Source organism: Polaromonas sp. (assembly GCF_016185115.1).
GTDB lineage: Bacteria > Pseudomonadota > Gammaproteobacteria > Burkholderiales > Burkholderiaceae_C > Polaromonas.
Genome location: NZ_JACPOF010000030.1, coordinates 172,866 through 195,211 on the forward strand (window position 1 = coordinate 172,866; position 22,346 = coordinate 195,211).

At 59.8% G+C, this 22,346-nt stretch carries 20 protein-coding genes; 3 read left to right on the plus strand and 17 right to left on the minus strand.

Annotated elements, in window-relative coordinates; translation table 11 throughout:
• Positions 1–44: 44 nt before the first annotated feature.
• The 8 genes from fdx to uvrB all read right to left on the minus strand — a co-directional run bounded on the left by fdx (position 45) and on the right by uvrB (position 7,978).
• Positions 45–383 (minus strand): ISC system 2Fe-2S type ferredoxin, encoded by a 339-nt coding sequence (fdx, locus tag HYX42_RS21810; RefSeq protein ID WP_293407206.1) that lies wholly within the window; start codon positions 381–383, stop codon positions 45–47.
• Between the two features lie 31 nt (positions 384–414).
• Positions 415–2,277 carry a Fe-S protein assembly chaperone HscA gene (gene hscA, locus HYX42_RS21815; protein WP_293407208.1) on the minus strand — a complete coding sequence of 621 codons (1,863 nt, stop codon included), beginning with the start codon at positions 2,275–2,277 and terminating at the stop codon, positions 415–417.
• A gap of 20 nt (positions 2,278–2,297) precedes the next feature.
• Positions 2,298–2,816, minus strand: coding sequence for a Fe-S protein assembly co-chaperone HscB (gene hscB, locus HYX42_RS21820; protein WP_293407210.1), 519 nt, complete (start codon positions 2,814–2,816; stop codon positions 2,298–2,300).
• Positions 2,817–2,958: 142 nt separating this feature from the next.
• A complete protein-coding gene (gene iscA, locus HYX42_RS21825) occupies positions 2,959–3,282 on the minus strand; it encodes an iron-sulfur cluster assembly protein IscA (RefSeq protein WP_293407212.1) in 324 nt (107 codons plus the stop codon).
• Between the two features lie 36 nt (positions 3,283–3,318).
• Complete coding sequence (gene iscU, locus HYX42_RS21830; RefSeq protein WP_293407214.1) at positions 3,319–3,714, minus strand: Fe-S cluster assembly scaffold IscU; 396 nt, start codon at positions 3,712–3,714, stop codon at positions 3,319–3,321.
• Positions 3,715–3,745: 31 nt separating this feature from the next.
• Entirely contained in the window at positions 3,746–4,963 is a 1,218-nt protein-coding gene (locus HYX42_RS21835; RefSeq protein WP_293407216.1) for an IscS subfamily cysteine desulfurase, read from the minus strand.
• A gap of 75 nt (positions 4,964–5,038) precedes the next feature.
• Positions 5,039–5,575: a Fe-S cluster assembly transcriptional regulator IscR gene (gene iscR / locus HYX42_RS21840; protein WP_293407218.1), complete on the minus strand. Its 537-nt coding sequence runs from the start codon at positions 5,573–5,575 to the stop codon at positions 5,039–5,041.
• Between the two features lie 276 nt (positions 5,576–5,851).
• Entirely contained in the window at positions 5,852–7,978 is a 2,127-nt protein-coding gene (gene uvrB, locus HYX42_RS21845; protein WP_293407221.1) for an excinuclease ABC subunit UvrB, read from the minus strand.
• 183 nt (positions 7,979–8,161) lie between these two features.
• On the opposite strand from uvrB, the gene HYX42_RS21850 reads away from it, so the two are divergent.
• On the plus strand, positions 8,162–9,358 hold the full coding sequence (locus HYX42_RS21850; protein WP_293407224.1) for an amino acid aminotransferase: 1,197 nt from the start codon (positions 8,162–8,164) through the stop codon (positions 9,356–9,358).
• A gap of 240 nt (positions 9,359–9,598) precedes the next feature.
• Here the strand turns inward: HYX42_RS21850 and ygiD are convergent, their stop codons facing one another.
• Positions 9,599–10,453 (minus strand): 4,5-DOPA dioxygenase extradiol, encoded by an 855-nt coding sequence (gene ygiD / locus HYX42_RS21855; protein ID WP_293407226.1) that lies wholly within the window; start codon positions 10,451–10,453, stop codon positions 9,599–9,601.
• Between the two features lie 240 nt (positions 10,454–10,693).
• On the opposite strand from ygiD, the gene phaZ reads away from it, so the two are divergent.
• On the plus strand, positions 10,694–12,082 hold the full coding sequence (phaZ, locus tag HYX42_RS21860; protein ID WP_293407228.1) for a polyhydroxyalkanoate depolymerase: 1,389 nt from the start codon (positions 10,694–10,696) through the stop codon (positions 12,080–12,082).
• Positions 12,083–12,114: 32 nt separating this feature from the next.
• Positions 12,115–12,801 (plus strand): electron transport complex subunit RsxB, encoded by a 687-nt coding sequence (gene rsxB, locus HYX42_RS21865; RefSeq protein WP_293407230.1) that lies wholly within the window; start codon positions 12,115–12,117, stop codon positions 12,799–12,801.
• A gap of 23 nt (positions 12,802–12,824) precedes the next feature.
• Here the strand turns inward: rsxB and HYX42_RS21870 are convergent, their stop codons facing one another.
• From HYX42_RS21870 to scpA, 8 genes are all read right to left on the minus strand, one after another.
• Positions 12,825–13,862 carry a D-cysteine desulfhydrase gene (locus HYX42_RS21870; protein WP_293407232.1) on the minus strand — a complete coding sequence of 346 codons (1,038 nt, stop codon included), beginning with the start codon at positions 13,860–13,862 and terminating at the stop codon, positions 12,825–12,827.
• 70 nt (positions 13,863–13,932) lie between these two features.
• Positions 13,933–14,412, minus strand: a complete 480-nt coding sequence (locus HYX42_RS21875; protein WP_293407234.1) for a VOC family protein — start codon at positions 14,410–14,412, stop codon at positions 13,933–13,935.
• A complete protein-coding gene (locus tag HYX42_RS21880; RefSeq protein ID WP_293407235.1) occupies positions 14,409–14,690 on the minus strand; it encodes a cupin domain-containing protein in 282 nt (93 codons plus the stop codon). The genes HYX42_RS21875 and HYX42_RS21880 overlap by 4 nt, the downstream gene beginning before the upstream one ends.
• A gap of 23 nt (positions 14,691–14,713) precedes the next feature.
• On the minus strand, positions 14,714–16,762 hold the full coding sequence (locus HYX42_RS21885; protein WP_293407236.1) for an acetyl/propionyl/methylcrotonyl-CoA carboxylase subunit alpha: 2,049 nt from the start codon (positions 16,760–16,762) through the stop codon (positions 14,714–14,716).
• 34 nt (positions 16,763–16,796) lie between these two features.
• A complete protein-coding gene (locus HYX42_RS21890; RefSeq protein ID WP_293407238.1) occupies positions 16,797–17,417 on the minus strand; it encodes a glutathione S-transferase family protein in 621 nt (206 codons plus the stop codon).
• 36 nt (positions 17,418–17,453) lie between these two features.
• Positions 17,454–18,986 carry an acyl-CoA carboxylase subunit beta gene (locus HYX42_RS21895; protein ID WP_293407239.1) on the minus strand — a complete coding sequence of 511 codons (1,533 nt, stop codon included), beginning with the start codon at positions 18,984–18,986 and terminating at the stop codon, positions 17,454–17,456.
• A 16-nt stretch (positions 18,987–19,002) separates the two neighbouring features.
• Positions 19,003–20,061: a methylmalonyl Co-A mutase-associated GTPase MeaB gene (meaB, locus tag HYX42_RS21900; RefSeq protein ID WP_293407240.1), complete on the minus strand. Its 1,059-nt coding sequence runs from the start codon at positions 20,059–20,061 to the stop codon at positions 19,003–19,005.
• On the minus strand, positions 20,058–22,226 hold the full coding sequence (gene scpA, locus HYX42_RS21905; protein WP_293407241.1) for a methylmalonyl-CoA mutase: 2,169 nt from the start codon (positions 22,224–22,226) through the stop codon (positions 20,058–20,060). The genes meaB and scpA overlap by 4 nt, the downstream gene beginning before the upstream one ends.
• Positions 22,227–22,346 lie beyond the last annotated feature (120 nt).

Below are 22,346 nucleotides of genomic sequence, written 5' to 3' on the forward strand. Positions count from 1 at the left end.
AGGCACCTCATTGAGGTGCCTTTTTTATGTGCCGGCCAGCACACTCAATGCATTTCCTTGGCGTGGTTGATTGAGTACTTGGGTATCTCGACCGTCACATCAGCCTGCGCAAGAATGGCCTGGCAACTCAGGCGTGAGTTGGGCTCCAGGCCCCAGGCGCGATCAAGCAGGTCTTCTTCTGTTTCGTCAGGCTCGTTGAGCGACTTGAAACCTTCACGCACCACGACATGACAGGTCGTGCAGGCTGCGCTCATGTCGCAGGCGTGCTCTATGTTGATCTTGTTGTCGAGCAGGGCTTCGCAAATGGAGGTACCTGCAGGCGCCTTGATCTCTGCGCCATTCGGGCAGTACTCAGGGTGGGGAAGTATTTTTATGACGGGCATCTTGAGTGCTTGGTTATGTTCAGCTTGCTTCTTAAACCGCTTCGATATTTCTGCCGGCCAGGGCTTTCTGTATGCCCTTGTTCATGCGCTCGGCGGCGAAGGCTTCGGTGCCTTCGGCCAGGGCCTTGGTGGCAGCTTCAATCGCGGCTGCGTCGCCGTTGGCGCGCGTGTCGGCCAGCGCGACCATGAGGCTGTCGATACGGGCGCGTTCATTCGGGCTGAGCAGGTCTGCATCGGCCGCAAGCGCGCTGCCCGTGGCGAGCAGCATGCGGTCGGCATCGACCTGGGCTTCGGCCAGCGCCCTCGCCTGCATGTCCTGCTGGGCTGTTGAAAAACTGTCCTGCAGCATGCGTGCAATTTCGTCGTCGGAGAGGCCATACGAGGGCTTGACGTCTATGGTGGCTTCCACACCGCTGACCTGCTCTTTGGCGTTCACACTGAGCAGGCCGTCTGCATCGACCGTGAAGGTCACGCGTATGCGCGCTGCGCCTGCGGCCATGGGCGGTATGCCGCGCAGCTCGAAGCGTGCGAGGCTGCGGCAGTCAACGACCAGGTCGCGCTCGCCCTGCACCACGTGCAGGGCCAGTGCGGTCTGGCCGTCCTTGTAGGTGGTGAAGTCCTGCGCCATTGCCGTGGGAATGGTCTGGTTGCGCGGCACGATGCGCTCGACCAGGCCGCCCATGGTTTCAATGCCCAGCGACAGCGGGATCACGTCAAGCAAAAGCAGGTCATCGCCGGTGTTGTTGCCGGCCAGCTGGTTGGCTGAAATGGCTGCGCCCAGTGCCACGACTTCATCAGGGTTGAGGTTGGTCAGCGGCTCGCTGCCAAAGAAGTTGGCGGCGGCCTTGCGCACCTGCGGCATGCGGGTTGAACCGCCCACCATCACCACACCCTTGATGTCGTCCTTCGTCAACTTTGCATCGCGCAGCGCCTTGCGCACAGCTGTGAGCGTGCGCTGCGTCAGATGGGCCGTTGCAGTTTCGAAGTCTTCGGCCTTGAGTTCAAAGTTAACCAGCGCCTTGGCCAGCTGGACATTGAACGGCACCGGGCTTGAGACGGACAGCGCCTCCTTGCCGGCGCGTGCAGCGCGCTGCAGGGCGGCCTTGTCGGTGGGTGTGAGTGTGTCGGCTGCGACGCCGGCCTTGGCAAGCACCCAGTCGACCAGCGCGCGGTCATAGTCGTCACCGCCCAGGGCTGAATCGCCGCCGGTGGCCACCACTTCAAATACGCCCTGCGTCAGGCGCAGGATGGAAATATCAAAGGTGCCGCCACCCAGGTCATAAACGGCGTACACGCCTTCGCTGCCGTTGTCGAGACCGTAGGCAATCGCAGCCGCTGTGGGTTCATTGATGAGGCGCAGCACATTGAGCCCGGCCAGCTGCGCGGCATCCTTGGTGGCCTGGCGCTGTGCATCGTCGAAATACGCAGGCACGGTGATGACGGCGCCGTGAATGTCATCATCAAAAGTGTCTTCGGCGCGAAAACGCAGCGTGGCAAGAATTTCTGCACTGATCTCGACCGGGCTTTTTTCACCCGCAACAGTTTGCAGCGTGACCATGCCGGGCTTGTCGTTGAGCTGGTAAGGCAGCTGCGCGCGGCTGGCAATGTCATTGATGCCGCGGCCCATGAGGCGCTTGACGGACGAGATGGTATTGGCCGGGTCATCAACCTGCGCAGCCAGTGCGTCAAAGCCGATCTGGCGGCGCTCTGCATCAAGGTAACGCACCACGCTGGGCAAGATCACGCGGCCCTGGTCATCGGGCAGGCATTCGGCAATGCCATTGCGCACGCTGGCCACCAGCGAGTGTGTGGTGCCAAGGTCTATGCCGACTGCAATGCGCCGCTGGTGCGGGTCTGGCGTCTGGCCGGGTTCGGATATCTGTAGGAGTGCCATGTCTTGTCTGCGTTAACCAGTTATTGTCCCAGTTGATCCATGCGTGCATCGACTTCGGATGAGAAACGCTGCATAAACATAAGGCTTCTCACCTGCTGTGCGGCCGCATTGAAGTCTTTGGCGCTGTCGATGGACTGGCCGATATTTAAAAGCTGTTCGCGCTCGTGTTTATTGACCTGCGCCAGCAGTGCTTCGAGTTGATCCAGCGTGCCGGCCTCATCAAGCTCTTCGCGCCATTCCATCTGCTGCATCAGGAAATCCGTCGGCATGGCGGTGTTGGTCTCGGCGTTGATGGGCGCGCCGTTGAGTTCGCACAGATAGCTGGCGCGCTTGAGTGGATCTTTGAGCCGCCGGTAGGCCTCATTGATACGCACAGACCACTGCATGGCCACACGCTGGGCGGCAGCGCCCTGCGCCGCAAACTTGTCAGGGTGCGCCTCGCGCTGCAGGTCTTTCCACCTGGCGTCGAGCGCGGCGCGGTCCTGCGCGAATTGCGCAGGTACGCCGAAGAGTTCGAAGTCGGTGGATTGGAGGTTCATGGCTTTTGCTCCCCTTTTCGGATTGGGAAGCGTAGCGAGCAGGTGTCAGCGAGGTGCGGCCAGCGCGGAGTAACCGGAGCGTACTGCAGTACGTGAGGATTGCGAGCACTGCCCGCGCCTCGATCACGCCTGCGCAGTAGCTTCACACCCGAAAAGATTCGCCACAGCCGCAGCGGTCGCGCTCATTGGGATTGATGAACTTGAAGCCTTCATTCAGACCTTCGCGCACAAAGTCGAGCTTGGTGCCGTCGATATAAGCCATGCTTTTCGGGTCGACCAGCACCTTGACGCCATTGTCTTCAAACACCACGTCTTCGGGCGCGATTTCGTCTGCGTACTCGAGCTTGTAGGCAAGGCCAGAGCAGCCAGTGGTCTTGACGCCGAGACGGACGCCCACGCCCTTGGCACGCTTGGCGAGGTAGCGGGTCACGTGGCGGGCAGCGGCGTCGGTCAGGGTTACGGACATTTGATTACTCGGAAACTGGAAAGATCAAGCTGCAACTCAGTGCGCGGTCTGCGTGTGCTTTTGTTTGTAGTCGTTCACGGCGGCCTTGATGGCGTCTTCTGCCAGGATGGAGCAGTGAATCTTGACCGGCGGCAAGGCCAGTTCTTCGGCAATCGCGCTGTTCTTGATGCTGGCCGCTTCGTCCAGCGTCTTGCCCTTGACCCATTCGGTCACCAGCGAGCTGGAGGCAATGGCGGAACCGCAACCGTAGGTCTTGAAGCGTGCGTCTTCAATCACGCCCGTCACCGGGTTGACCTTGATCTGCAGCTTCATGACGTCGCCGCAGGCCGGCGCGCCGACCATGCCGGTGCCTACGCTCTCGTCGCCTTTTTCAAAGGAGCCGACGTTGCGGGGATTCTCATAGTGGTCTACGACCTTTTCGCTGTATGCCATGGTGTTACCTCTTTAAGCTTTCACGCTGCGGTCAGTGCGCAGCCCACTGGATGGTGGACAGATCCACACCATCCTTGAACATTTCCCACAAGGGGGAAAGTTCGCGCAGCTTGGCCACATTCTCTTTAATGGTGCCGACTGCGTAGTCAATTTCTTCTTCGGTGCTCCAGCGGCCAATCGTCATGCGCAGGCTGCTGTGGGCAAGTTCATCGCTGCGGCCAAGGGCGCGCAGCACATAGCTGGGTTCCAGGCTGGCAGATGTGCAGGCAGAGCCACTGGACACCGCAAGGCCCTTGATGCCCATGATGAGCGATTCGCCCTCGACAAAATTGAAGCTCATGTTGAGGTTGTGCGGCACGCGTTTTTCAGCGTGTCCGTTCAGGAAAACCTCTTCGACGTCCTTCAGGCCGTTGAGCATGCGCTCATGCAGCGCGCGGATGCGTTTGTTTTCTTCATGCATCTCGGCCTTGGCGATGCGATAAGCCTCGCCCATGCCCACGCACTGGTGCGTGGGCAGTGTGCCGGAACGCATGCCGCGCTCATGCCCGCCACCGTGCATCTGCGCTTCAAGGCGCACACGCGGCTTGCGGCGAACGTACAGCGCACCAATGCCCTTGGGGCCGTAGGTCTTGTGTGAGGTCAGGCTCATCAGGTCAACCGGCAAAGTTGCCAGGTCGATGTCGACACGGCCGGTGGCCTGCGCTGCATCAACGTGGAAGATGATGCCTTTTTCACGGCAGAGGGCACCGATTGCAGGGATGTCCTGGATCACGCCGATTTCGTTGTTCACGAACATGACGCTGACAAGAATCGTGTCGGGGCGGATGGCCGCCTTGAGCACTTCAATATCGAGCAGGCCATCGGCCTGCACGTCGAGGTAGCTGACTTCAAAACCCTGGCGCTCCAGTTCACGCATGGTGTCGAGCACGGCCTTGTGCTCGGTCTTCACCGTGATGAGGTGCTTGCCCTTGGATTTGTAAAAATGAGCCGCGCCCTTGAGGGCGAGGTTGTTGGACTCTGTCGCACCGCTGGTCCAGACGATTTCGCGCGGGTCGGCGCCTATCAGGTCGGCGATCTGGCCGCGCGCTTTTTCAACGGCGGCTTCGGCTTCCCATCCCCAGGCATGGCTGCGCGATGCCGGGTTGCCGAAATGCTCGCGCAACCAGGGAATCATGGCATCAACAACACGTGGGTCACACGGGTTGGTGGCGCTGTAGTCCATGTAGATGGGGAAGTGTGGGGTTTCCATTTGGCTGGCTCTTTTTAATGACGGCTGGCTGGCGTCGGCCCGGAAACCCGGGCCTTCGCGCACATCAGGCTCTGGTCAGGATTTCGAAAACGCGTTGCCCAGTGCGAACACCGAATTGGGCGCGTTGACACGCATGGGTTTTGCAACCGGTGCAGTGAAGATGGCCTTCTTGACCATGGGCGTGTTCTCAACCACGACACCCTTGGCAATCTGGTCTTCAACCAGCTTTTGCAGGGTCACGGAATCCAGAAACTCGACCATGCGGCTGTTGAGCGATGCCCACAGCTCATGGGTCATGCAACGGCCGCCTTCACCGAGGCAGTTTTCCTTGCCGCCACACTGGGTAGCGTCAATCGGCTCATCGACCGAGACAATGATGTCGGCAACGGTGATGTCGGCAGCCTTGCGGCCCAGGGTGTAACCGCCGCCGGGGCCGCGGGTGGACTCGACCAGCTCATGGCGGCGCAGTTTGCCGAACAGCTGTTCAAGGTACGAGAGGGAAATTTGCTGGCGCTGGCTGATGGCTGCGAGCGTGACCGGGCCATTGTTCTGGCGCAATCCGAGGTCAATCATCGCGGTGACCGCAAAGCGGCCTTTGGTTGTGAGGCGCATAACAAGCTCCTTTGGAAATGGCTTGACTGTCAGCAACAAATGTTGCGACCCTGAAGGCATGTGGCCCGCAGGGAACTCTTCCTCCAGCCGCCCAGGCCAGTCAACCATTCATCGCGGGGGCTTTTTGTTATTTACTGTTCCTGACTGAATTCGTCAAGTATAGCACCAACACGGGCTTTTAGCTGGAGGACAGTGACAGAAATCAGGGCAAACCCGCATATTTCAAGGGGTTATTTAAAGCGCCATCGCACCAAAGAGGTGCACCCAAAGCGATGCCTACTTGTGGGTGCCACCCGCAGTTGATATGGGCACGATGTTGTCGGCGCCCGGCGCGCCAAAGGCCTGTTCCTTGAGGATGTGAAGCTGGTCACGCACCCGCGCGGCTTTTTCAAACTCCAGGTTTTTGGCGTGTTCGACCATCTGTTTCTCGAGCCGCTTGATTTCCCTGGCGATGTCTTTCTCGCTCATGTCCTCGACCATGGCCTTCTGCATGCTGAGTTTTTCGGCTTCCTTGCCTGATTTCTCGCTATAGACACCGTCGATCAGATCCTTGATGCGCTTGACCACGCTGCGCGGCGTGATGCCATGCTCCAGGTTGAAGGCAATCTGTTTGTTGCGCCGGCGTTCGGTCTCGCCCATTGCCTTTTTCATCGAATCGGTGATCTTGTCGGCGTACAAAATAGCGCGGCCATTGAGGTTTCGCGCTGCGCGGCCAATGGTCTGTATCAGGCTGCGCTCGGCGCGCAAAAAGCCTTCCTTGTCTGCATCCAGAATCGCGACCAGCGAGACCTCGGGAATGTCCAGCCCCTCGCGCAGCAAGTTGATGCCAACCAACACGTCGAAGGCGCCCAGGCGCAGGTCACGCAGTATTTCAACCCGCTCGACCGTGTCGACATCGCTGTGCAGGTAACGCACTTTCACGCCGTTGTCTGTCAGGTAGTCGGTCAACTGCTCGGCCATGCGTTTGGTCAGCGTGGTGATGAGCACACGTTCGTTCTTGTCGACGCGGATGCGAATCTCCTGCAGCACGTCATCGACCTGGTGCGTTGCGGGCCGCACTTCGACTTCAGGGTCAACCAGCCCCGTGGGCCGCACGACCTGCTCGACCACCTGGCCGGCGTGTTCTTTCTCGTATGCGGCCGGCGTGGCAGATACAAAAATCGCCTGGCGCATCTTGGTTTCAAACTCCTCGAACTTCAGCGGCCTGTTGTCCAGAGCACTCGGCAAGCGAAAGCCATACTCGACCAGCGTTGTCTTGCGCGAGCGGTCGCCGTTGTACATGGCGTTGAGCTGGCCAATCATGACGTGGCTCTCGTCGAGAAACATCACCGCGTCTTTCGGCAGGTAGTCGCACAGGGTTGAGGGCGGCGAGCCCGCAGGCGCGCCGCTCAGGTGGCGTGTGTAGTTCTCGATGCCCTTGCAGTGGCCGATTTCGCTCAGCATTTCAAGGTCAAAGCGGGTGCGCTGTTCGATGCGCTGGGCCTCGACCAGCTTGCCGTCGGCGACGAACTGGCCGACGCGTTCTGTCAGCTCCAGCTTGATGGTTTCCACCGCCATCATGACCTTGTCGCGCGGCGTCACGTAATGGCTTTTCGGGTAGACCACAAAACGTGGGATCTTCTGGCGGATGCGGCCTGTGAGTGGGTCGAACAGGGACAGCGTCTCGATCTCGTCATCAAACAGCTCGATGCGGATGGCGAGCTCCGAATGCTCTGCCGGGAAGACATCGATCACATCGCCGCGCACACGGAAGGTGCCGCGTGCAAAGTCCTGGTCGTTTCTGGAGTACTGCATGCGGATCAGCCGCGCAATCACGTCGCGCTGGCCCATCTTGTCGCCTGTGCGGGCGATAAAACGCATCTGGGTGTAATCCTCAGGAGCGCCAATGCCGTAAATGGCACTGACTGTCGCCACGATGATAGTGTCGCGCCGCTCCAGCACGCTCTTGGTGGCCGACAAACGCATCTGCTCGATGTGCTCGTTGATGGCCGAGTCCTTTTCAATGAAGAGGTCGCGCTGCGGCACGTAGGCCTCGGGCTGGTAGTAATCGTAGTAGCTGACGAAATACTCGACGGCGTTCTTCGGGAAGAACTCGCGGAACTCGCTGTACAGCTGCGCAGCCAGGGTCTTGTTGGGGGCAAAAATAATCGCCGGGCGGCCCAGGCGCGCAATCACGTTGGCCATGGTGAAGGTCTTGCCGGAGCCGGTCACGCCCAGCAGGGTCTGGAAGACTTCGCCGTCGTTCACGCCTTCGACAAGTTTGGCAATGGCCGTGGGCTGGTCGCCTGCCGGCTGGTAGGGCATGAAGAGCTCGAACGGGGAATCGGGAAAGCTGACGAACTCTCCCTTCGGGGGGCTTTCACCAGCCTCTGTTTGAGTAATGACTTCCAACGCTTCTGGCATAGACCTTCCTTCTGGCTCTCGCTCATGCCCGTTAAAATCAGGGCAACCGATCAGCATACGACATTCGGGCAAAAAGCGGAATTGCAAGCGGCAAGCACCCTTTTTTACCTTTGTTGACGCGGCTGCAGGCCGTCCAAAAAACCTTTCTGATTCAACGTTCTTTTTACTTTTTGAGGATTTTTCATGTCTTTGTTCACTGCTGTCGAAATGGCCCCACGCGACCCCATCCTGGGTCTCAACGAGCAGTTCGCCGCCGACACCAACCCCAACAAGGTCAACCTCGGCGTAGGCGTGTACTACGACGACAACGGCAAGCTGCCGCTCCTCAAATGCGTGCAGGCCGCTGAAAAACTCATGGCCGAAACACCCAAGCCACGCGGCTACCTGCCGATTGACGGCATTGCGGCGTACGACGCGGCCGTCAAATCACTCGTCTTTGGCGCTGACAGCGAACCCGTGAAAAGCGGCCGCATCGCCACGGCACAAGGGATTGGCGGCACGGGCGGCCTGAAGATTGGCGCCGACTTTTTGAAGAAGCTGCTGCCCAACGCCAAGGTGCTGATCTCCGACCCCAGCTGGGAAAACCACCGCGCCCTGTTCACCCAGGCCGGTTTTGTCGTTGAAAGCCACCCCTACTACGACGCCGCCAAAAAAGGCATCAACTTTGACGGCATGCTGGCTGCGCTGAACGCCGCCCCCGAAGGCACCATCGTCGTGCTGCACGCCTGCTGCCACAACCCGACCGGCTATGACGTCACCCCGGCCCAGTGGGACCAGGTGATTGCAGCCGTCAAGGCGAAAAAGCTCACGCCCTTCCTCGACATGGCTTACCAGGGCTTTGGCCACGGCATCAAGGAAGACGGCGCCGTTGTCGGCAAGTTCGTCGCTGCCGGCCTGAGCTTTTTTGTCTCGACCTCATTCTCGAAGAGCTTCAGCCTGTACGGCGAGCGCGTCGGCGCGCTGTCGGTGCTGTGCGAGTCAAAAGAGGAAGCCGACCGTGTGCTGTCGCAGCTGAAACTGGTCATCCGCACCAACTACAGCAACCCGCAGATTCACGGCGGCACCGTGGTAGCCACCGTGCTCAACACTCCTGCCCTGCGCGCCCAGTGGGAAGAAGAGCTGACCGAGATGCGCGTTCGCATCAAGGCCATGCGCCAGAAGCTGGTCGACGGCCTGAAAGCCGCCGGCGTGAAGCAGGACATGAGCTTCATCACCACCCAGATCGGCATGTTCAGCTACTCGGGCCTGACCAAGGACCAGATGGTGCGCCTTCGCAGCGAGTTCGGCATCTACGGCACCGACACCGGCCGCATGTGCGTGGCCGCGCTGAACAGCAAGAACATCGACTACGTCTGCGCGGCGATTGCCAAGGTGATCTGAGCGGGCTCTGAAGCGGCTTTGATGCCTTCAACGGAGAGTTGCTCACTATAAATTTAGTAGCAGCTCACGTACGTGTCTATTGGCCTTCAGCCGATTTGATGCCTAAAAATGGCCCTTTTCGGGCCATTTTTCTCGTCAGATTGCGCTCATGGCACCCGCAAAACCCGAAATGTTAATCTGCAAGTTAACATTTGGATTTTTTTAACGCATACGTTAAATTTTTGCCGTGTACATTAAAAATTAGCCCCAGATCGCCGAGCGCATTGAGATCGAGCCCATCTGGTAGCTGGTGTTGAAGAACCTGATGGGCTCACCCGCATCGACCGCGCCGGCAGCGTAGAGCAGCGGCAGGTAGTGCTCATGTGTGGGCTGGGCCATTTTGGCGACCTGGCCGAGCTTTAAAAAGTTCTGCAGCGCATCGAGGTTGCCCTGCTGCATGTAGCCGCCAATCGTCTGGTCAAACTCCAGCGCCCAGTCAAAGGCCTGGTTGCCGGTGGCGCCGCGCTGCATATGGCGCAGGTTGTGCACGATGTTGCCACTGCCGACGATGAGCACGCCGCGGTCGCGCAGGGCCTTGAGCTGTTTGGCCAGCGCGTAATGCTCCTCAGGCGCGCGGCTGTAGTCCATGCTGAGCTGGATCACCGGGATGTCGGCTTCGGGGAACATGGGTTTGAGCACCGCCCAGGTGCCGTGGTCCAGGCCCCACTCGCTCACATCCAGCCCCAGCGGCTGGGAGCCGCGCTGACGCACCAGTTGGCTGATGGCGCGGGCTGCAGCCGGGTCGCCGGGCGCGGGGTATTGCTGGTCGAACAGCTCCTGCGGAAAGCCGCCGAAGTCGTGAATCGTCTTGGGTTTGTCCATCGCGGTCACCCACCAGCCTTCGGTCAGCCAGTGGGCCGAGATGCACAGAATGAGCTGGGGGCGCGGCATTTTGGTGCCGAAATCCTTGCCCAGCGCCTGCCAGCTGCGCAGGTATTCGTTGTCGCCGATGGCGTTCATGGGGCTGCCGTGGCCCAGAAAGAGCACCGGCATGCGCTCTGATTTTTTGAGGGAGGCGACGCTGTCCAGCAGGGCGCTGTCGTTGGAGGAGAGCATGTTGTTCTTGTCCTGAAATGACGGTTGGGTAGGCCGCGCAAAGGGCTCCATATGCCCGGCCGGGTTCAAGCCGTCATGTTAAGCCCGTGCCCGGCGGCCTGCCAGCCGTGAAGAATTGTCCTTTTCAGGCACCGAATTGGTAGTTATCCTCAAAACGGTGCGGCACCAAACTGTTATATTGCACTGCAGCATAACCAGTTGAACACTTGTTTCAACAGACAACACCCAGAGGTTTTACCCATGCTTTACCAGGTCTATGAAACCCAGCGCACGCTGATGGAACCGTTTGTCGACTTCGCGGAAGCCGCCGCCAAGCTCTACAGCAACCCGCTGTCGCCGATGGCGCAAAACCCCTTTGCGCAGCGCGTCGCCGCAGGGTACAGCCTGATCTACCGCCTGGGCAAGGACTACGAAAAGCCGGAATTCAACATCCGGACGATTGACGTCGACGGTACCAACATTGCCATTCATGAGCGGGTCGAGATCGACAAGCCGTTTTGCGAGCTGCGCCGCTTCAAGCGCTTTTCTGACGACACGGCGACGCTGGCCAAGCTCAAGGGCCAACCCGCCGTGCTGATCGTGGCGCCGCTGTCAGGGCACTACGCCACGCTGTTGCGCGACACCGTCAGGACCATGCTGAAAGACCACAAGGTCTACATCACCGACTGGAAGAACGCACGCACCGTGCCGCTGTCCGACGGCTCCTTTCATCTGGACGACTACGTCAACTATGTTGAGGAATTCATAGCCCACCTGCAGGGCATCTATGGCAACTGCCACGTCATCAGCGTCTGCCAGCCCACCGTGCCGGTGTTTGCCGCCATATCGCTGATGGCTTCGCGCGGCCAGAAGACGCCGCTGTCCATGACCATGATGGGCGGCCCTATCGACGCACGCAAATCGCCGACCGCTGTCAACAACCTGGCCATGAACAAGAGCTTCGAGTGGTTTGAAAACAATGTGATTTTCCGCGTGCCGAGCAACTTCCCGGGCGCCGGCCGCCGCGTCTACCCCGGCTTTTTGCAGCACAGCGGTTTTGTGGCCATGAACCCCGACCGCCACGCCAGCAGCCACTTCGACTACTTCAAGGACCTGCTCAAGGGTGACGACGCCAGCGCCGAAGCGCACCGCAAGTTCTACGACGAGTACAACGCCGTGCTCGACATGGACGCCGACTACTACCTCGAGACCATCAGGACGGTGTTCCAGGAATTCAAGCTGGTCAACGGCACCTGGGACGTGACATCGGCCGATGGCAAGATTGAACGCGTCAAGCCGGCGGACATCAAGACCACCGCCGTCATGACGGTGGAAGGCGAGCTGGACGATATCTCCGGTTCGGGCCAGACCAAAGCAGCGCTTGAGATGTGCAGCGGCGTCTCAAGCAGCCAGAAAACGCACTTCGAGGTCAAGGGCGCAGGCCACTACGGCATCTTCAGCGGTCGCCGCTGGCGCGACCAGGTGTATCCGGCCGTCAGGGCGTTCATCCTGGCGCACAACGACGATACGGCACCGAAGCGCCTGGCCAAACCTGCCGCAAAGAAGGTTGTGGCCGCAAAGCCTGCAGGCAAAGCCGCTGCGACACCCGCAGCAAGGCGCGCTCCGGCAAAGACCGCCCGCAGCAAATGATGTGAGGGTCGGGCAGGCGACTGCCCGACAATATGCCGGTGACGCTCACCGCCAACAACCAGCTCGCCCAGCGCATACACGCGGCACTTCCGCAGACGCAGTGCACGCGCTGCGGCTACCCCGATTGCGCCGCTTACGCCGAGGCTATTGCATCAGGGGAAGCAGACATCAACCAGTGCCCGCCCGGCGGTGATGAGGGCATTCAGCGCCTTGCCGCCATCACAGGCCGGCCTGCCCTGCCCCTGAACCCGGTCAATGGTGTTGAAGGCCCGCGCGCACTCGCTGTCATTGACGAAGACTGGTGCATAGGCTGCACACTGTGCCTCAAGGCCTGCCCGACTGACGCCATACTCGGCGCGAACAAGATGATGCACACCGTCATTGAGGCGCATTGCACGGGCTGCGAGCTGTGCGTGCCGGTTTGCCCTGTCGACTGCATCAGCCTTGAGAACGTGACAGGCGATCGCACAGGCTGGGCCGCCTGGTCACGGCCGGAGGCCAATCACGCGCTGCAGCGTTATGAGTTTCACGGCGTGCTGCAAACCCGGCCCGGGCCGCGCAATGCAAGAATGCCAACCACCATTGATGAGACGGCATTTACGGCGCTTGAAGAAGGGTTGGCGCCTGCAGGTGACATGCAAAGTGCGGCAGACAAAAAACGCGCGGTGATTGAAGCGGCCATGGCCCGTGCACGCGCAGCACGCCAGCCAAAACCCTGAGCCTGTTCAGGCGGACAGCTCGGTCAGGCCGGCAGTTCAGTCAGGCCCAGCACTTCAGATTCATACGCATGCAGCGACGGCGCGCCGCCTGTGTGTATGAAAAGCACGTTCTCATTTTTTGCAAAGTAGCCCTTACGCGCCAGCCCGATCAGTCCGGCCATGATCTTGCCGGTGTAAACGGGGTCGAGCAGGATGGCCTCGGTGCGCGCCAGCATCTGCACTGCTTCGACCATCGCCGGGTTGGGCACAGAATATTTGGGCCGCCACCAGTCGCCGTGGCTCACCACCGCTTCGCGCGGCACCGTCATGTTCAGGCCCAGCAAATCGCTCACTGCCTGCGCCTCTTTATGCACCAGCGGGTCCTGGTCCACCGGGTCGCGGCTGACGCCAATACCGATGATGGGAATGTTGATGCGGTTGCCCATAAAGCCCGCCAGCAGGCCGCCATGCGTGCCCGAACTGCCTGAGCCCACCACCACCTTGTCGATCTGCACACCCTGCTCGAAGAACTGCTGCTGCAGCTCCTGTGCACAGGCCACATAACCCAGCCCGCCAATCGCATTCGACCCACCGCCCGGCACGATGTAGCCCTTGCGGCCAACGCCGGCCAGGTCGGCAGCCACCTTCTGCATGGCCTCCAGCATGTTGGTACCCGCAGGCACCACCGTGATGGCTTCAACACCCAGAAGGCGGAACAGAAAGTTGTTGCCGCTGGCGTCTTCACGGTAGCTGTGGGGCACGCGCTCTTCGATCACAAAGCGGCACTTGATGCCTTCCTTGATGGAAGCAGACAGCGTCGCACGGCAATGGTTGGATTGCGGTGCGCCGCAGGTGATCAGGGTGTCAGCGCCCTGCGCCAATGCATCGGCGGCCAGGAACTCCAGCTTGCGCGTCTTGTTGCCGCCGGGCGTGAGGCCCAGCATGTCGTCACGCTTGATCCAGACGTTCGGACCTTCGCCGTCAGGGCAGCTTGCTGCCAGCGCTTTGGTGAAGTGGGGCAAAAACTCAAGCGGGGTCGGGTCTTTGGTGTAGCGGCGGCGGGGGAAACGGCTCAGGTCCATGCAGGCATCCAGTCAGTTGAAATCAGTTCAATTCAGATTCAAGCTGCATTTTGCCGCTACATCAATGACCTCAGCCCGTGGACGCCATTGCTGCAAACGCCTTGATGACTTCGGGAGGTGCCTGCACCATCTCAATCAGCACGCCCTCACCTGCAATCGGGAACTCATCGTTCGCCTTGGGATGCATGAAGCAGATGTCAAAGCCCGCCGCGCCCTTGCGAATGCCGCCGGGCGCAAAACGCACGCCCTGCGCGGTCAGCCACTCAACGGCTTTGGGCAGGTCGTCTATCCACAGGCCCACATGGTTGAGCGGCGTGGTGTGCACCGCCGGTTTTTTATCGATGTCGAGTGGCTGCATCAGGTCAACCTCGACCTTGAAGGGGCCCACGCCCATGGCGCAGATGTCTTCGTCCACATTCTCGCGCTCGCTGACAAAGTTCCCTGTAACCTCGAGGCCCAGCATGTCTACCCACAGCTTGCGCAGGCGGTCTTTGCTGGGTGCGCCTATGGCGATTTGCTGTATGCCCAGCACCTTGAAGGGACGGGTCATGATGCGGCCTTTTCCCTGCGGCCGGAGATATAGCTGGCGCCCGTTGGCCCGGCGCTCTCGAGGTGCGGCGTACCTGCAGGCAGGCGAAATATCTGCCTGGCTGCGTAAGTCGTTGCAACGCCATCAACGGTCAGGGTGAAGTCGCCCCGTGTAATCAGCGCGCAGGCGTCGAAGGTATGGTGATGCTCGCCAAGCGCATAGCCGACCGGCCTTTCCACAACCGCAATCGTGGTGAAGCCTTCAGCCTTGAGTTGTGCTTCAAATTCCTGCTGGTTCATGATGGTCTCCAGACAAGTGAACATCAGGCGAATTCAACAATCGGCTGGTCTACGCTGAGCGATTCACCTTTGGCCGCGAGCACCTTGCCCACCACACCGTCTGCAATCGCAAACAGCACGTTTTCCATTTTCATCGCTTCAATCACCGCCACCCGTTCACCTGCCTGCACCTTCTGGCCGGGCTGTACAGACACCTCGACCAGCAGGCCGGGCATGGGCGACAGCACAAAGCGGCTCATGTCTGGCGGTGCCTTGTAGGGCATGAGCTGGTGCAACTCGGCCGCGCGCGGCGAGAGCACAAGAGCATCCAGCCGCGTGCCGTTGTGGGCGATGCGGAAAGCCAGCGGATTGCGGCCCACACCCCGCTCGACCTGCGCAGCGAAAGGTTTGCCGTTGACAGTGCCGCGTATGCGCGCGCCGCCCAGATGCCAGTTGCTGCAGATTTCATAGCTACCCGCGGCCGTATCAATCGCACTGGAACCGGTGGTAGCCACATAGTCACGAACCGTCACCGCATTCGGTTTGTTCCGGCCATCTGCACCGAGGCCGATAACCACAAACTGTTCACCTACCGTGACGCCATGCCCGGGCATCTGGCCGCTGATGCCCGCTGCACGGCCCAGCTGCCTGCGGTTGACATAAGCTGCCAGCGCCACCAGGAAGTTCGGGTCGTCGTGCGGTACATCTTCGGCATGAAAGCCCTGTCCGTAATTCTCGGCGATGAACCCGGTATTGAAGTCACCCTTGACGAATTTCGGATGCGCCAGCAAGGCCGACTGGAAGGGGATGTTGCTCGATATGCCACGAATCACAAAAGCATTGAGTGCCTCGCGCATTTTGGCAATCGCCTCCAGCCTGTCCTTGCCGTGGACGATGAGCTTGGCAATCATCGAGTCGTAGAACATCGGTATCTCGCCGCCGTCCTGCACGCCGGTATCAACGCGCACGCCATAAAGGTGCGAGGTATCCGACGCGAACATGCTTTCCTTGGGCGGCTGGAAGCGCACCAGGCGGCCGGTGGATGGCAGGAAGTTGCGGAAAGGGTCTTCTGCATTGATGCGGCACTCGATCGCCCAGCCATTGCGCTGCACGTCTTTCTGCTCAAGCGGCAGTTTTTCACCGGCGGCCACACGAATCATCAGCTCGACCAGGTCCAGCCCGGTGATGCATTCAGTCACCGGATGTTCGACCTGAAGGCGGGTGTTCATCTCAAGAAAGTAAAAGCTCTGGTCCTTGCCGACCACAAACTCCACCGTGCCGGCGCTCTGGTACTTCACGGCCTTGGCCAATGCCACGGCCTGCTCGCCCATGGCCTTGCGCGTGGCGTCGCTGATGAAAGGTGATGGTGCTTCTTCAATCACCTTCTGGTGGCGGCGCTGGATGGAGCACTCGCGCTCGTTCAGGTAAATCACATTGCCGTGGCTGTCACCGACAAGCTGGATTTCGATGTGGCGCGGTTCCTCGACAAACTTTTCAATAAAAACACGGTCATCGCCAAAACTGTTGCGTGCCTCGTTGCGGCAGGAGGTAAAACCTTCCAGCGCTTCCTTGTCATTGAACGCCACACGAAGGCCTTTGCCACCGCCGCCTGCGCTGGCCTTGATCATCACCGGGTAGCCAATGCCTTTGGCAATCTCGACAGCTTTCTCTGCAGTTTCAATCGCATCATTGACACCGGGAATGCAGTTCACGCCTGCGGCGCCCGCCAGCTTTTTCGATTCAATCTTGTCGCCCATGGCGGCAATCGAATAATGCTTGGGGCCGATGAAGATGATGCCTTCTTCCTCAACGCGCTTGGAGAAACCCGCGTTCTCGCTAAGAAAGCCATAGCCGGGATGCACTGCCTCCGCCCCAGTCTGCTTGCAGGCCGCGATGATTTTTTCAGCCTGCAGGTAGCTGTCGCGGCTGGGCGCGGGCCCTATGTTTACCGCCTCATCGGCCAGTTCGACATGGCGCGCGTCCTTGTCTGCATCTGAATAAACCGCGACGGTCTTGATGCCCATCTTGCGGGCGGTGAGGATGACGCGGCAGGCGATCTCGCCACGATTTGCTATGAGTATTTTTTTAAACAATTTTCGCTCCTTTGTATTTGATGAGGCGCTGGCCTTACTTGAGGCCCAACTCCGTGCGCATTGCCATGTTTTTCGCCTCGGCCCGCTGATACGCGGGCCTCTCGTCAAGGCACCCGACATAGGCCTTGAAATCAGGCCTGCTCTCGATCTGATTGAAGGCCATCATGAACCGCAAGGTGCCGCCGAAAACGACATCCGCCATCGAGAACTCATCGCCAAGGACAAACCTTTTGCCGGCGATTGCGCTTTCGGCGGCAGCGAGCATTGATGCGTAGTTGCCCCAACCGGCTGAAACTTCCTTGACCTTCCAGTCCTCGCCTTTAGCCATGACTGCAGGCTCAATCACGCTGGGCGCGAAGAATGACCAGCGAAGGTAAGTACCTCGCTTCGGATCGTCAAGAGCGGGAGCCAGCCGGCCTGATGCATAGCGATCAGCCAGATAGAGCGCGATCGCCGAAGCTTCAGTGACGACAACATCACCATCAACCAGGGTGGGGAGCTTGCCCATCGGGTTCTTCGAGATGAGCTCGGCGCTCTTCTGGTCGCCCTTCATGATGTCGATCACCTTGAGGTCATAGGGGACACCCGCCTCCTCCAGCGCCCAAACAGTGCCAGCGGCCCGGGAGTACGGATGGTAATAAAGACTGATGGACATAAAGATGATCCTTCCTCAATGGCAGCGTCGGATGGTTTAAAGCGGGATATTCCCGTGCTTGCGCCACGGGTTTTCAAGCTTCTTGTCGCGCAACATGATGAGCGAGCGGCAGATGCGCTTGCGGGTTTCATGCGGCAGGATGACGTCATCAATGAAACCGCGTGCGCCGGCCACAAAGGGATTGGCAAAACGCGCCTTGTACTCGGCCTCTTTGGCGGCCAGCTTGGCAGGGTCGCCCTTGTCTTCGCGGAAGATGATTTCGACTGCGCCCTTGGCGCCCATCACGGCAATCTCTGCGTTCGGCCAGGCGAAGTTGACGTCACCGCGCAGGTGTTTTGAACTCATCACGTCGTAAGCACCGCCATAGGCCTTGCGTGTGATGACGGTGATCTTTGGCACCGTGCATTCGGCGTAGGCGTAGAGCAGCTTAGCCCCGTGCTTGATGATGCCGCCGTATTCCTGGCTGGAGCCGGGCATGAAGCCGGGCACGTCGACAAAAGTGATGACCGGAATATTGAAGGCGTCGCAAAAACGCACAAAACGTGCGGCCTTGATGGAGCTCTTGATGTCCAGGCAGCCTGCCAGCACCAGCGGCTGGTTGGCGACGATGCCAACCGTCTGGCCTTCCATGCGCGCAAAACCGATGATGATGTTTTTGGCGTACTCGGGCTGGATCTCGAAAAAGTCACCGTCATCAACCGTCTTGACGATGAGCTCTTTCATGTCGTAAGGCTTGTTGGCGTTCTCGGGCACCAGCGTATCAAGGCTCATGTCCATGCGCGCGGCCGGGTCGGCACTGGGGCGAACAGGCGCTTTCTCACGGTTGTTGAGCGGCAGGTAGTTGTAGAGGCGGCGCAACATGAGCAGCGCTTCAACATCGTTTTCAAATGCCAGGTCGGCCACGCCGCTCTTGGTGGTGTGGGTGATGGCGCCGCCCAGTTCTTCGGCGCTGACCTCTTCATGCGTCACGGTCTTGACGACCTCGGGGCCGGTGACAAACATGTAGCTGCTGTCTTTGACCATGAAGATAAAGTCGGTCATGGCAGGTGAGTACACCGCGCCGCCGGCACTCGGGCCCATGATCATGCTGATCTGCGGGATCACGCCGCTGGCCATGACGTTGCGCTGGAACACATCGGCATAACCGCCGAGCGAAGCCACGCCTTCCTGTATGCGTGCACCACCGGAATCGTTGAGGCCGATGACCGGGGCGCCCACCTTCATGGCCTGGTCCATCACCTTGCAAATCTTCTCCGCATGCGCCTCGGACAGCGCACCACCGAAGACGGTGAAGTCCTGGCTGAACACAAACACCAGTCGGCCGTTGATCATGCCGTAGCCGGTGACCACACCGTCACCCGGAATTTTTGTGCTCTCCATGCCGAAATCGGTGCAGCGATGCTCGACAAACATGTCCCACTCTTCAAAAGTACCTTCGTCAAGCAGCACCTCCAGACGCTCGCGCGCCGTGAGCTTGCCCTTGCCGTGCTGTGCATCGATGCGCTTTTGTCCGCCACCCAAACGCGCCGCAGCGCGCTTCTGTTCAAGTTTTTCGAGGATTTCCTGCATGGTCTTGTCTTTCTCTTTACGTCTTTACTTCATTTTTTGATAAGTGACTGGTCTGCGCTGATTGGGCAGCCAGCAAACTTCTGGCTGCTCTGGATGCAGGTATCTCACCCCTGGCAACCTTGGCCGTCATGTCAGGCAACAAGGCGCTCACGGCGGCGTTGTGTTTGAAAGCCTGCTTGAGTCCTGCATCTATGCGTTCCCACATCCATGACAGCGACTGCTGCTGGCGGCGCAAGGCCAGCTTGCCATTGGCACCCTGCAGCGACTGGAACTCCTTCACCGCAGCCCAGAAGGCGTCTACGCCCTTGTTGTGCAATGCACTGAGCTGGATGACTTTGGGGTGCCACTGCCTGTCGTAGTTTGCGGCCTGGTCGTTGCCCATGGCGTTGTTGACCAGCCCGAACAGGCGCATCGCCGAGGTGATCTGCGCTTCTGCGCGCATCGCCGCATCAGCATCAATATCGGACTTGTTGATGATGACCAGGTCCGCCAGCTCCATCACGCCCTTCTTGATCGCCTGGAGGTCGTCACCCGCATTGGGCAACTGCAGGAGCACAAACATGTCGGTCATGTTGGCCACGGCGGTCTCGCTCTGGCCCACACCCACGGTCTCGACAATCACCACGTCGTAGCCCGCAGCTTCGCAGACCAGCATGGACTCGCGGGTTTTCTCGGCGACTCCGCCCAGTGTGCCGCTCGAAGGGCTGGGACGGATGTAGGCCCGCTCATGCACGGACAGGTGCTCCATGCGCGTCTTGTCGCCAAGAATGGAGCCCCCGGACACTGTGGACGAGGGATCAATCGTCAGCACTGCGACACGATGACCCTGACCAATCAGGTACAGGCCCAGCACTTCAATGAATGTGGATTTGCCCACACCCGGTACGCCGCTGATGCCCAGACGAAAGGCTTTGGACGTGTGTGGCAGCAGAGCCGTCAGCAGTTCATCAGCCTGCTCGCGATGGTCGGCGCGTGTGGACTCCAGCAGCGTGATGGCTTTGGCGATGGCACGGCGCTGCGCGGTGGCTTCACCATGCAGCACTGCCTGCTCCAGCTCCTGCGCGCTTGCAGTCACTTCAGCGCAGCCCTGATCTGCTCCAGCACGTCCTTGGCACTGGCAGGTATCGGTGTGCCAGGTCCATACACGCCCTTGACGCCCGCCTCGTACAACATGTCGTAGTCCTGGCGCGGAATCACGCCACCGACAAACACGATGATGTCGTCGGCGCCCTGCTTCTTCAACTCGGCAATGATGGCTGGCACCAGCGTCTTGTGGCCGGCCGCAAGTGTCGAGACACCCACCGCATGCACGTCATTTTCAATCGCCTGGCGGGCGCATTCTTCGGGCGTCTGAAACAGCGGCCCCATATCGACGTCGAAGCCGAGGTCGGCAAATGCAGTGGCGACCACCTTGGCTCCCCGGTCGTGACCGTCCTGGCCCAGCTTGGCGATCATGACGCGCGGGCGGCGGCCCTGCTCTTCGGCGAACTTGTTGATTTCGGTCTTGAGGGTTTCCCAGCCCTCGGCCGAGTCATAGGCAGCAGCGTACACACCGGTCACCTTTTGTGTATCGGCGCGGTGGCGCCCGTAAATTTTCTCAAGTGCATCACTGACCTCACCCACCGTGGCGCGCAGGCGCACGGCCTTGATGCAGAGGTCGAGCAGGTTGCCGTTGTTATTTTCTGCGGCTGCGGTCAGCGCGTCCAGCGCGGCCTGCACGGCGGCGTTGTCGCGTTTGGCCTTGATGGCCTTGAGCCGGGTGATCTGCCCGTCGCGCACGGCGACGTTGTCGATATCGCGTGACTCGATAGCGTCTTCAGTCTTCAGTTTGTACTTGTTGACGCCAACAATCACGTCCTTGCCGCTGTCGATACGGGCCTGCTTGTCTGCCGCCGCAGCTTCAATCTTGAGTTTGGCCCAGCCGCTGTCCACGGCCTTGGTCATGCCGCCCATGGCCTCGACTTCTTCAATGATGGCCCAGGCGGCATCGGCCATGTCCTGGGTCAGCTTTTCCATCATGTAGCTCCCGGCCCAAGGGTCAATCACATTGGTGATGTGGGTCTCTTCCTGGATGATGAGCTGGGTGTTGCGCGCAATGCGGGCCGAGAATTCTGTAGGCAACGCAATCGCTTCATCAAATGAATTGGTGTGCAGGCTTTGGGTGCCGCCGAATACCGCAGCCATCGCCTCGATGGTGGTGCGCACCACGTTGTTGTACGGGTCCTGCTCTGTCAGGCTCCAGCCGCTGGTCTGGCAGTGGGTTCGCAGCATGAGGCTTTTGGGACTTTTGGCGTCAAAGCCTTTCATGATGCGGCACCACAGCAGGCGCGCGGCGCGCATCTTGGCGACTTCGAGGTAGAAGTTCATGCCTATGGCCCAGAAGAAGCTCAGGCGGCCGGCAAACCCGTCGACGTCCAGCCCCTTGGCAATGGCGGTTTTCACATACTCCTTGCCGTCGGCCAGCGTGAAAGCGAGTTCAAGCGCCTGGTTGGCGCCGGCTTCCTGCATGTGGTAGCCCGAGATCGATATCGAGTTGAACTTGGGCATGTTCTGCGCCGTGTACTCGATGATGTCGCCGATGATGCGAATGCTGGGCGCAGGCGGGTAAATATAGGTGTTGCGCACCATGAACTCTTTGAGAATGTCGTTCTGTATGGTGCCGCTGAGCTGGTCCTGAGCCACGCCCTGCTCTTCTGCCGCCACCACATAGCCTGCCAGCACAGGCAGCACGGCGCCATTCATGGTCATGGAGACGCTGACCTTGTCGAGCGGGATCTGGTCGAACAGTATCTTCATGTCCTCGACCGAATCTATCGCCACACCGGCCTTGCCGACGTCGCCTGTCACGCGCGGATGGTCGCTGTCATAGCCACGGTGCGTGGCCAGATCGAATGCTACCGACACGCCCTGCCCGCCAGCGGCCAGCGCCTTGCGGTAAAAAGCGTTGGACTCTTCTGCAGTAGAAAAGCCTGCGTACTGGCGAATCGTCCAGGGGCGAACGGCATACATGGTGGCTTGCGGACCGCGGATAAAAGGCTCAAAGCCCGGCAGGGTGTTGGTATAGGGCAGGTCCTTGATGTCTTCAGCCGTATAAAGCGGCTTCACGCTGATGCCGTCGGGCGTCTGCCAGTTCAGTGCACTGACATCGCCACCCGGGGCGGATTTGGCGGCAGATTTCGCCCAGGCATCAAGGCTGGAGGTGGCGAAACCGTGGTCGATGGCGGTTTTTTTGTCGGTCATGAGAGGCTCAGGTCAAGGCGGGCAACTCGCGGATCACGGGCGTGAAGACCGTTGATACCGCAAACCGCCGTGCAGGTGTTTCAAAAAAATCTCAGGCAAGTTTACATCATTTATAATTAT

Bases quoted from the DNA above. Each gene is read 5' to 3' on its own strand.
- fdx (WP_293407206.1), bottom strand. From the start codon at position 383: ATGCCCGTCATAAAAATACTTCCCCACCCTGAGTACTGCCCGAATGGC.
- hscA (WP_293407208.1), bottom strand. From the start codon at position 2,277: ATGGCACTCCTACAGATATCCGAACCCGGCCAGACGCCAGACCCGCAC.
- hscB (WP_293407210.1), bottom strand. From the start codon at position 2,816: ATGAACCTCCAATCCACCGACTTCGAACTCTTCGGCGTACCTGCGCAA.
- iscA (WP_293407212.1), bottom strand. From the start codon at position 3,282: ATGTCCGTAACCCTGACCGACGCCGCTGCCCGCCACGTGACCCGCTAC.
- iscU (WP_293407214.1), bottom strand. From the start codon at position 3,714: ATGGCATACAGCGAAAAGGTCGTAGACCACTATGAGAATCCCCGCAAC.
- HYX42_RS21835 (WP_293407216.1), bottom strand. From the start codon at position 4,963: ATGGAAACCCCACACTTCCCCATCTACATGGACTACAGCGCCACCAAC.
- iscR (WP_293407218.1), bottom strand. From the start codon at position 5,575: ATGCGCCTCACAACCAAAGGCCGCTTTGCGGTCACCGCGATGATTGAC.
- uvrB (WP_293407221.1), bottom strand. From the start codon at position 7,978: ATGCCAGAAGCGTTGGAAGTCATTACTCAAACAGAGGCTGGTGAAAGC.
- HYX42_RS21850 (WP_293407224.1), top strand. From the start codon at position 8,162: ATGTCTTTGTTCACTGCTGTCGAAATGGCCCCACGCGACCCCATCCTG.
- ygiD (WP_293407226.1), bottom strand. From the start codon at position 10,453: ATGCTCTCCTCCAACGACAGCGCCCTGCTGGACAGCGTCGCCTCCCTC.
- phaZ (WP_293407228.1), top strand. From the start codon at position 10,694: ATGCTTTACCAGGTCTATGAAACCCAGCGCACGCTGATGGAACCGTTT.
- rsxB (WP_293407230.1), top strand. From the start codon at position 12,115: ATGCCGGTGACGCTCACCGCCAACAACCAGCTCGCCCAGCGCATACAC.
- HYX42_RS21870 (WP_293407232.1), bottom strand. From the start codon at position 13,862: ATGGACCTGAGCCGTTTCCCCCGCCGCCGCTACACCAAAGACCCGACC.
- HYX42_RS21875 (WP_293407234.1), bottom strand. From the start codon at position 14,412: ATGACCCGTCCCTTCAAGGTGCTGGGCATACAGCAAATCGCCATAGGC.
- HYX42_RS21880 (WP_293407235.1), bottom strand. From the start codon at position 14,690: ATGAACCAGCAGGAATTTGAAGCACAACTCAAGGCTGAAGGCTTCACC.
- HYX42_RS21890 (WP_293407238.1), bottom strand. From the start codon at position 17,417: ATGTCCATCAGTCTTTATTACCATCCGTACTCCCGGGCCGCTGGCACT.
- HYX42_RS21895 (WP_293407239.1), bottom strand. From the start codon at position 18,986: ATGCAGGAAATCCTCGAAAAACTTGAACAGAAGCGCGCTGCGGCGCGT.
- scpA (WP_293407241.1), bottom strand. From the start codon at position 22,226: ATGACCGACAAAAAAACCGCCATCGACCACGGTTTCGCCACCTCCAGC.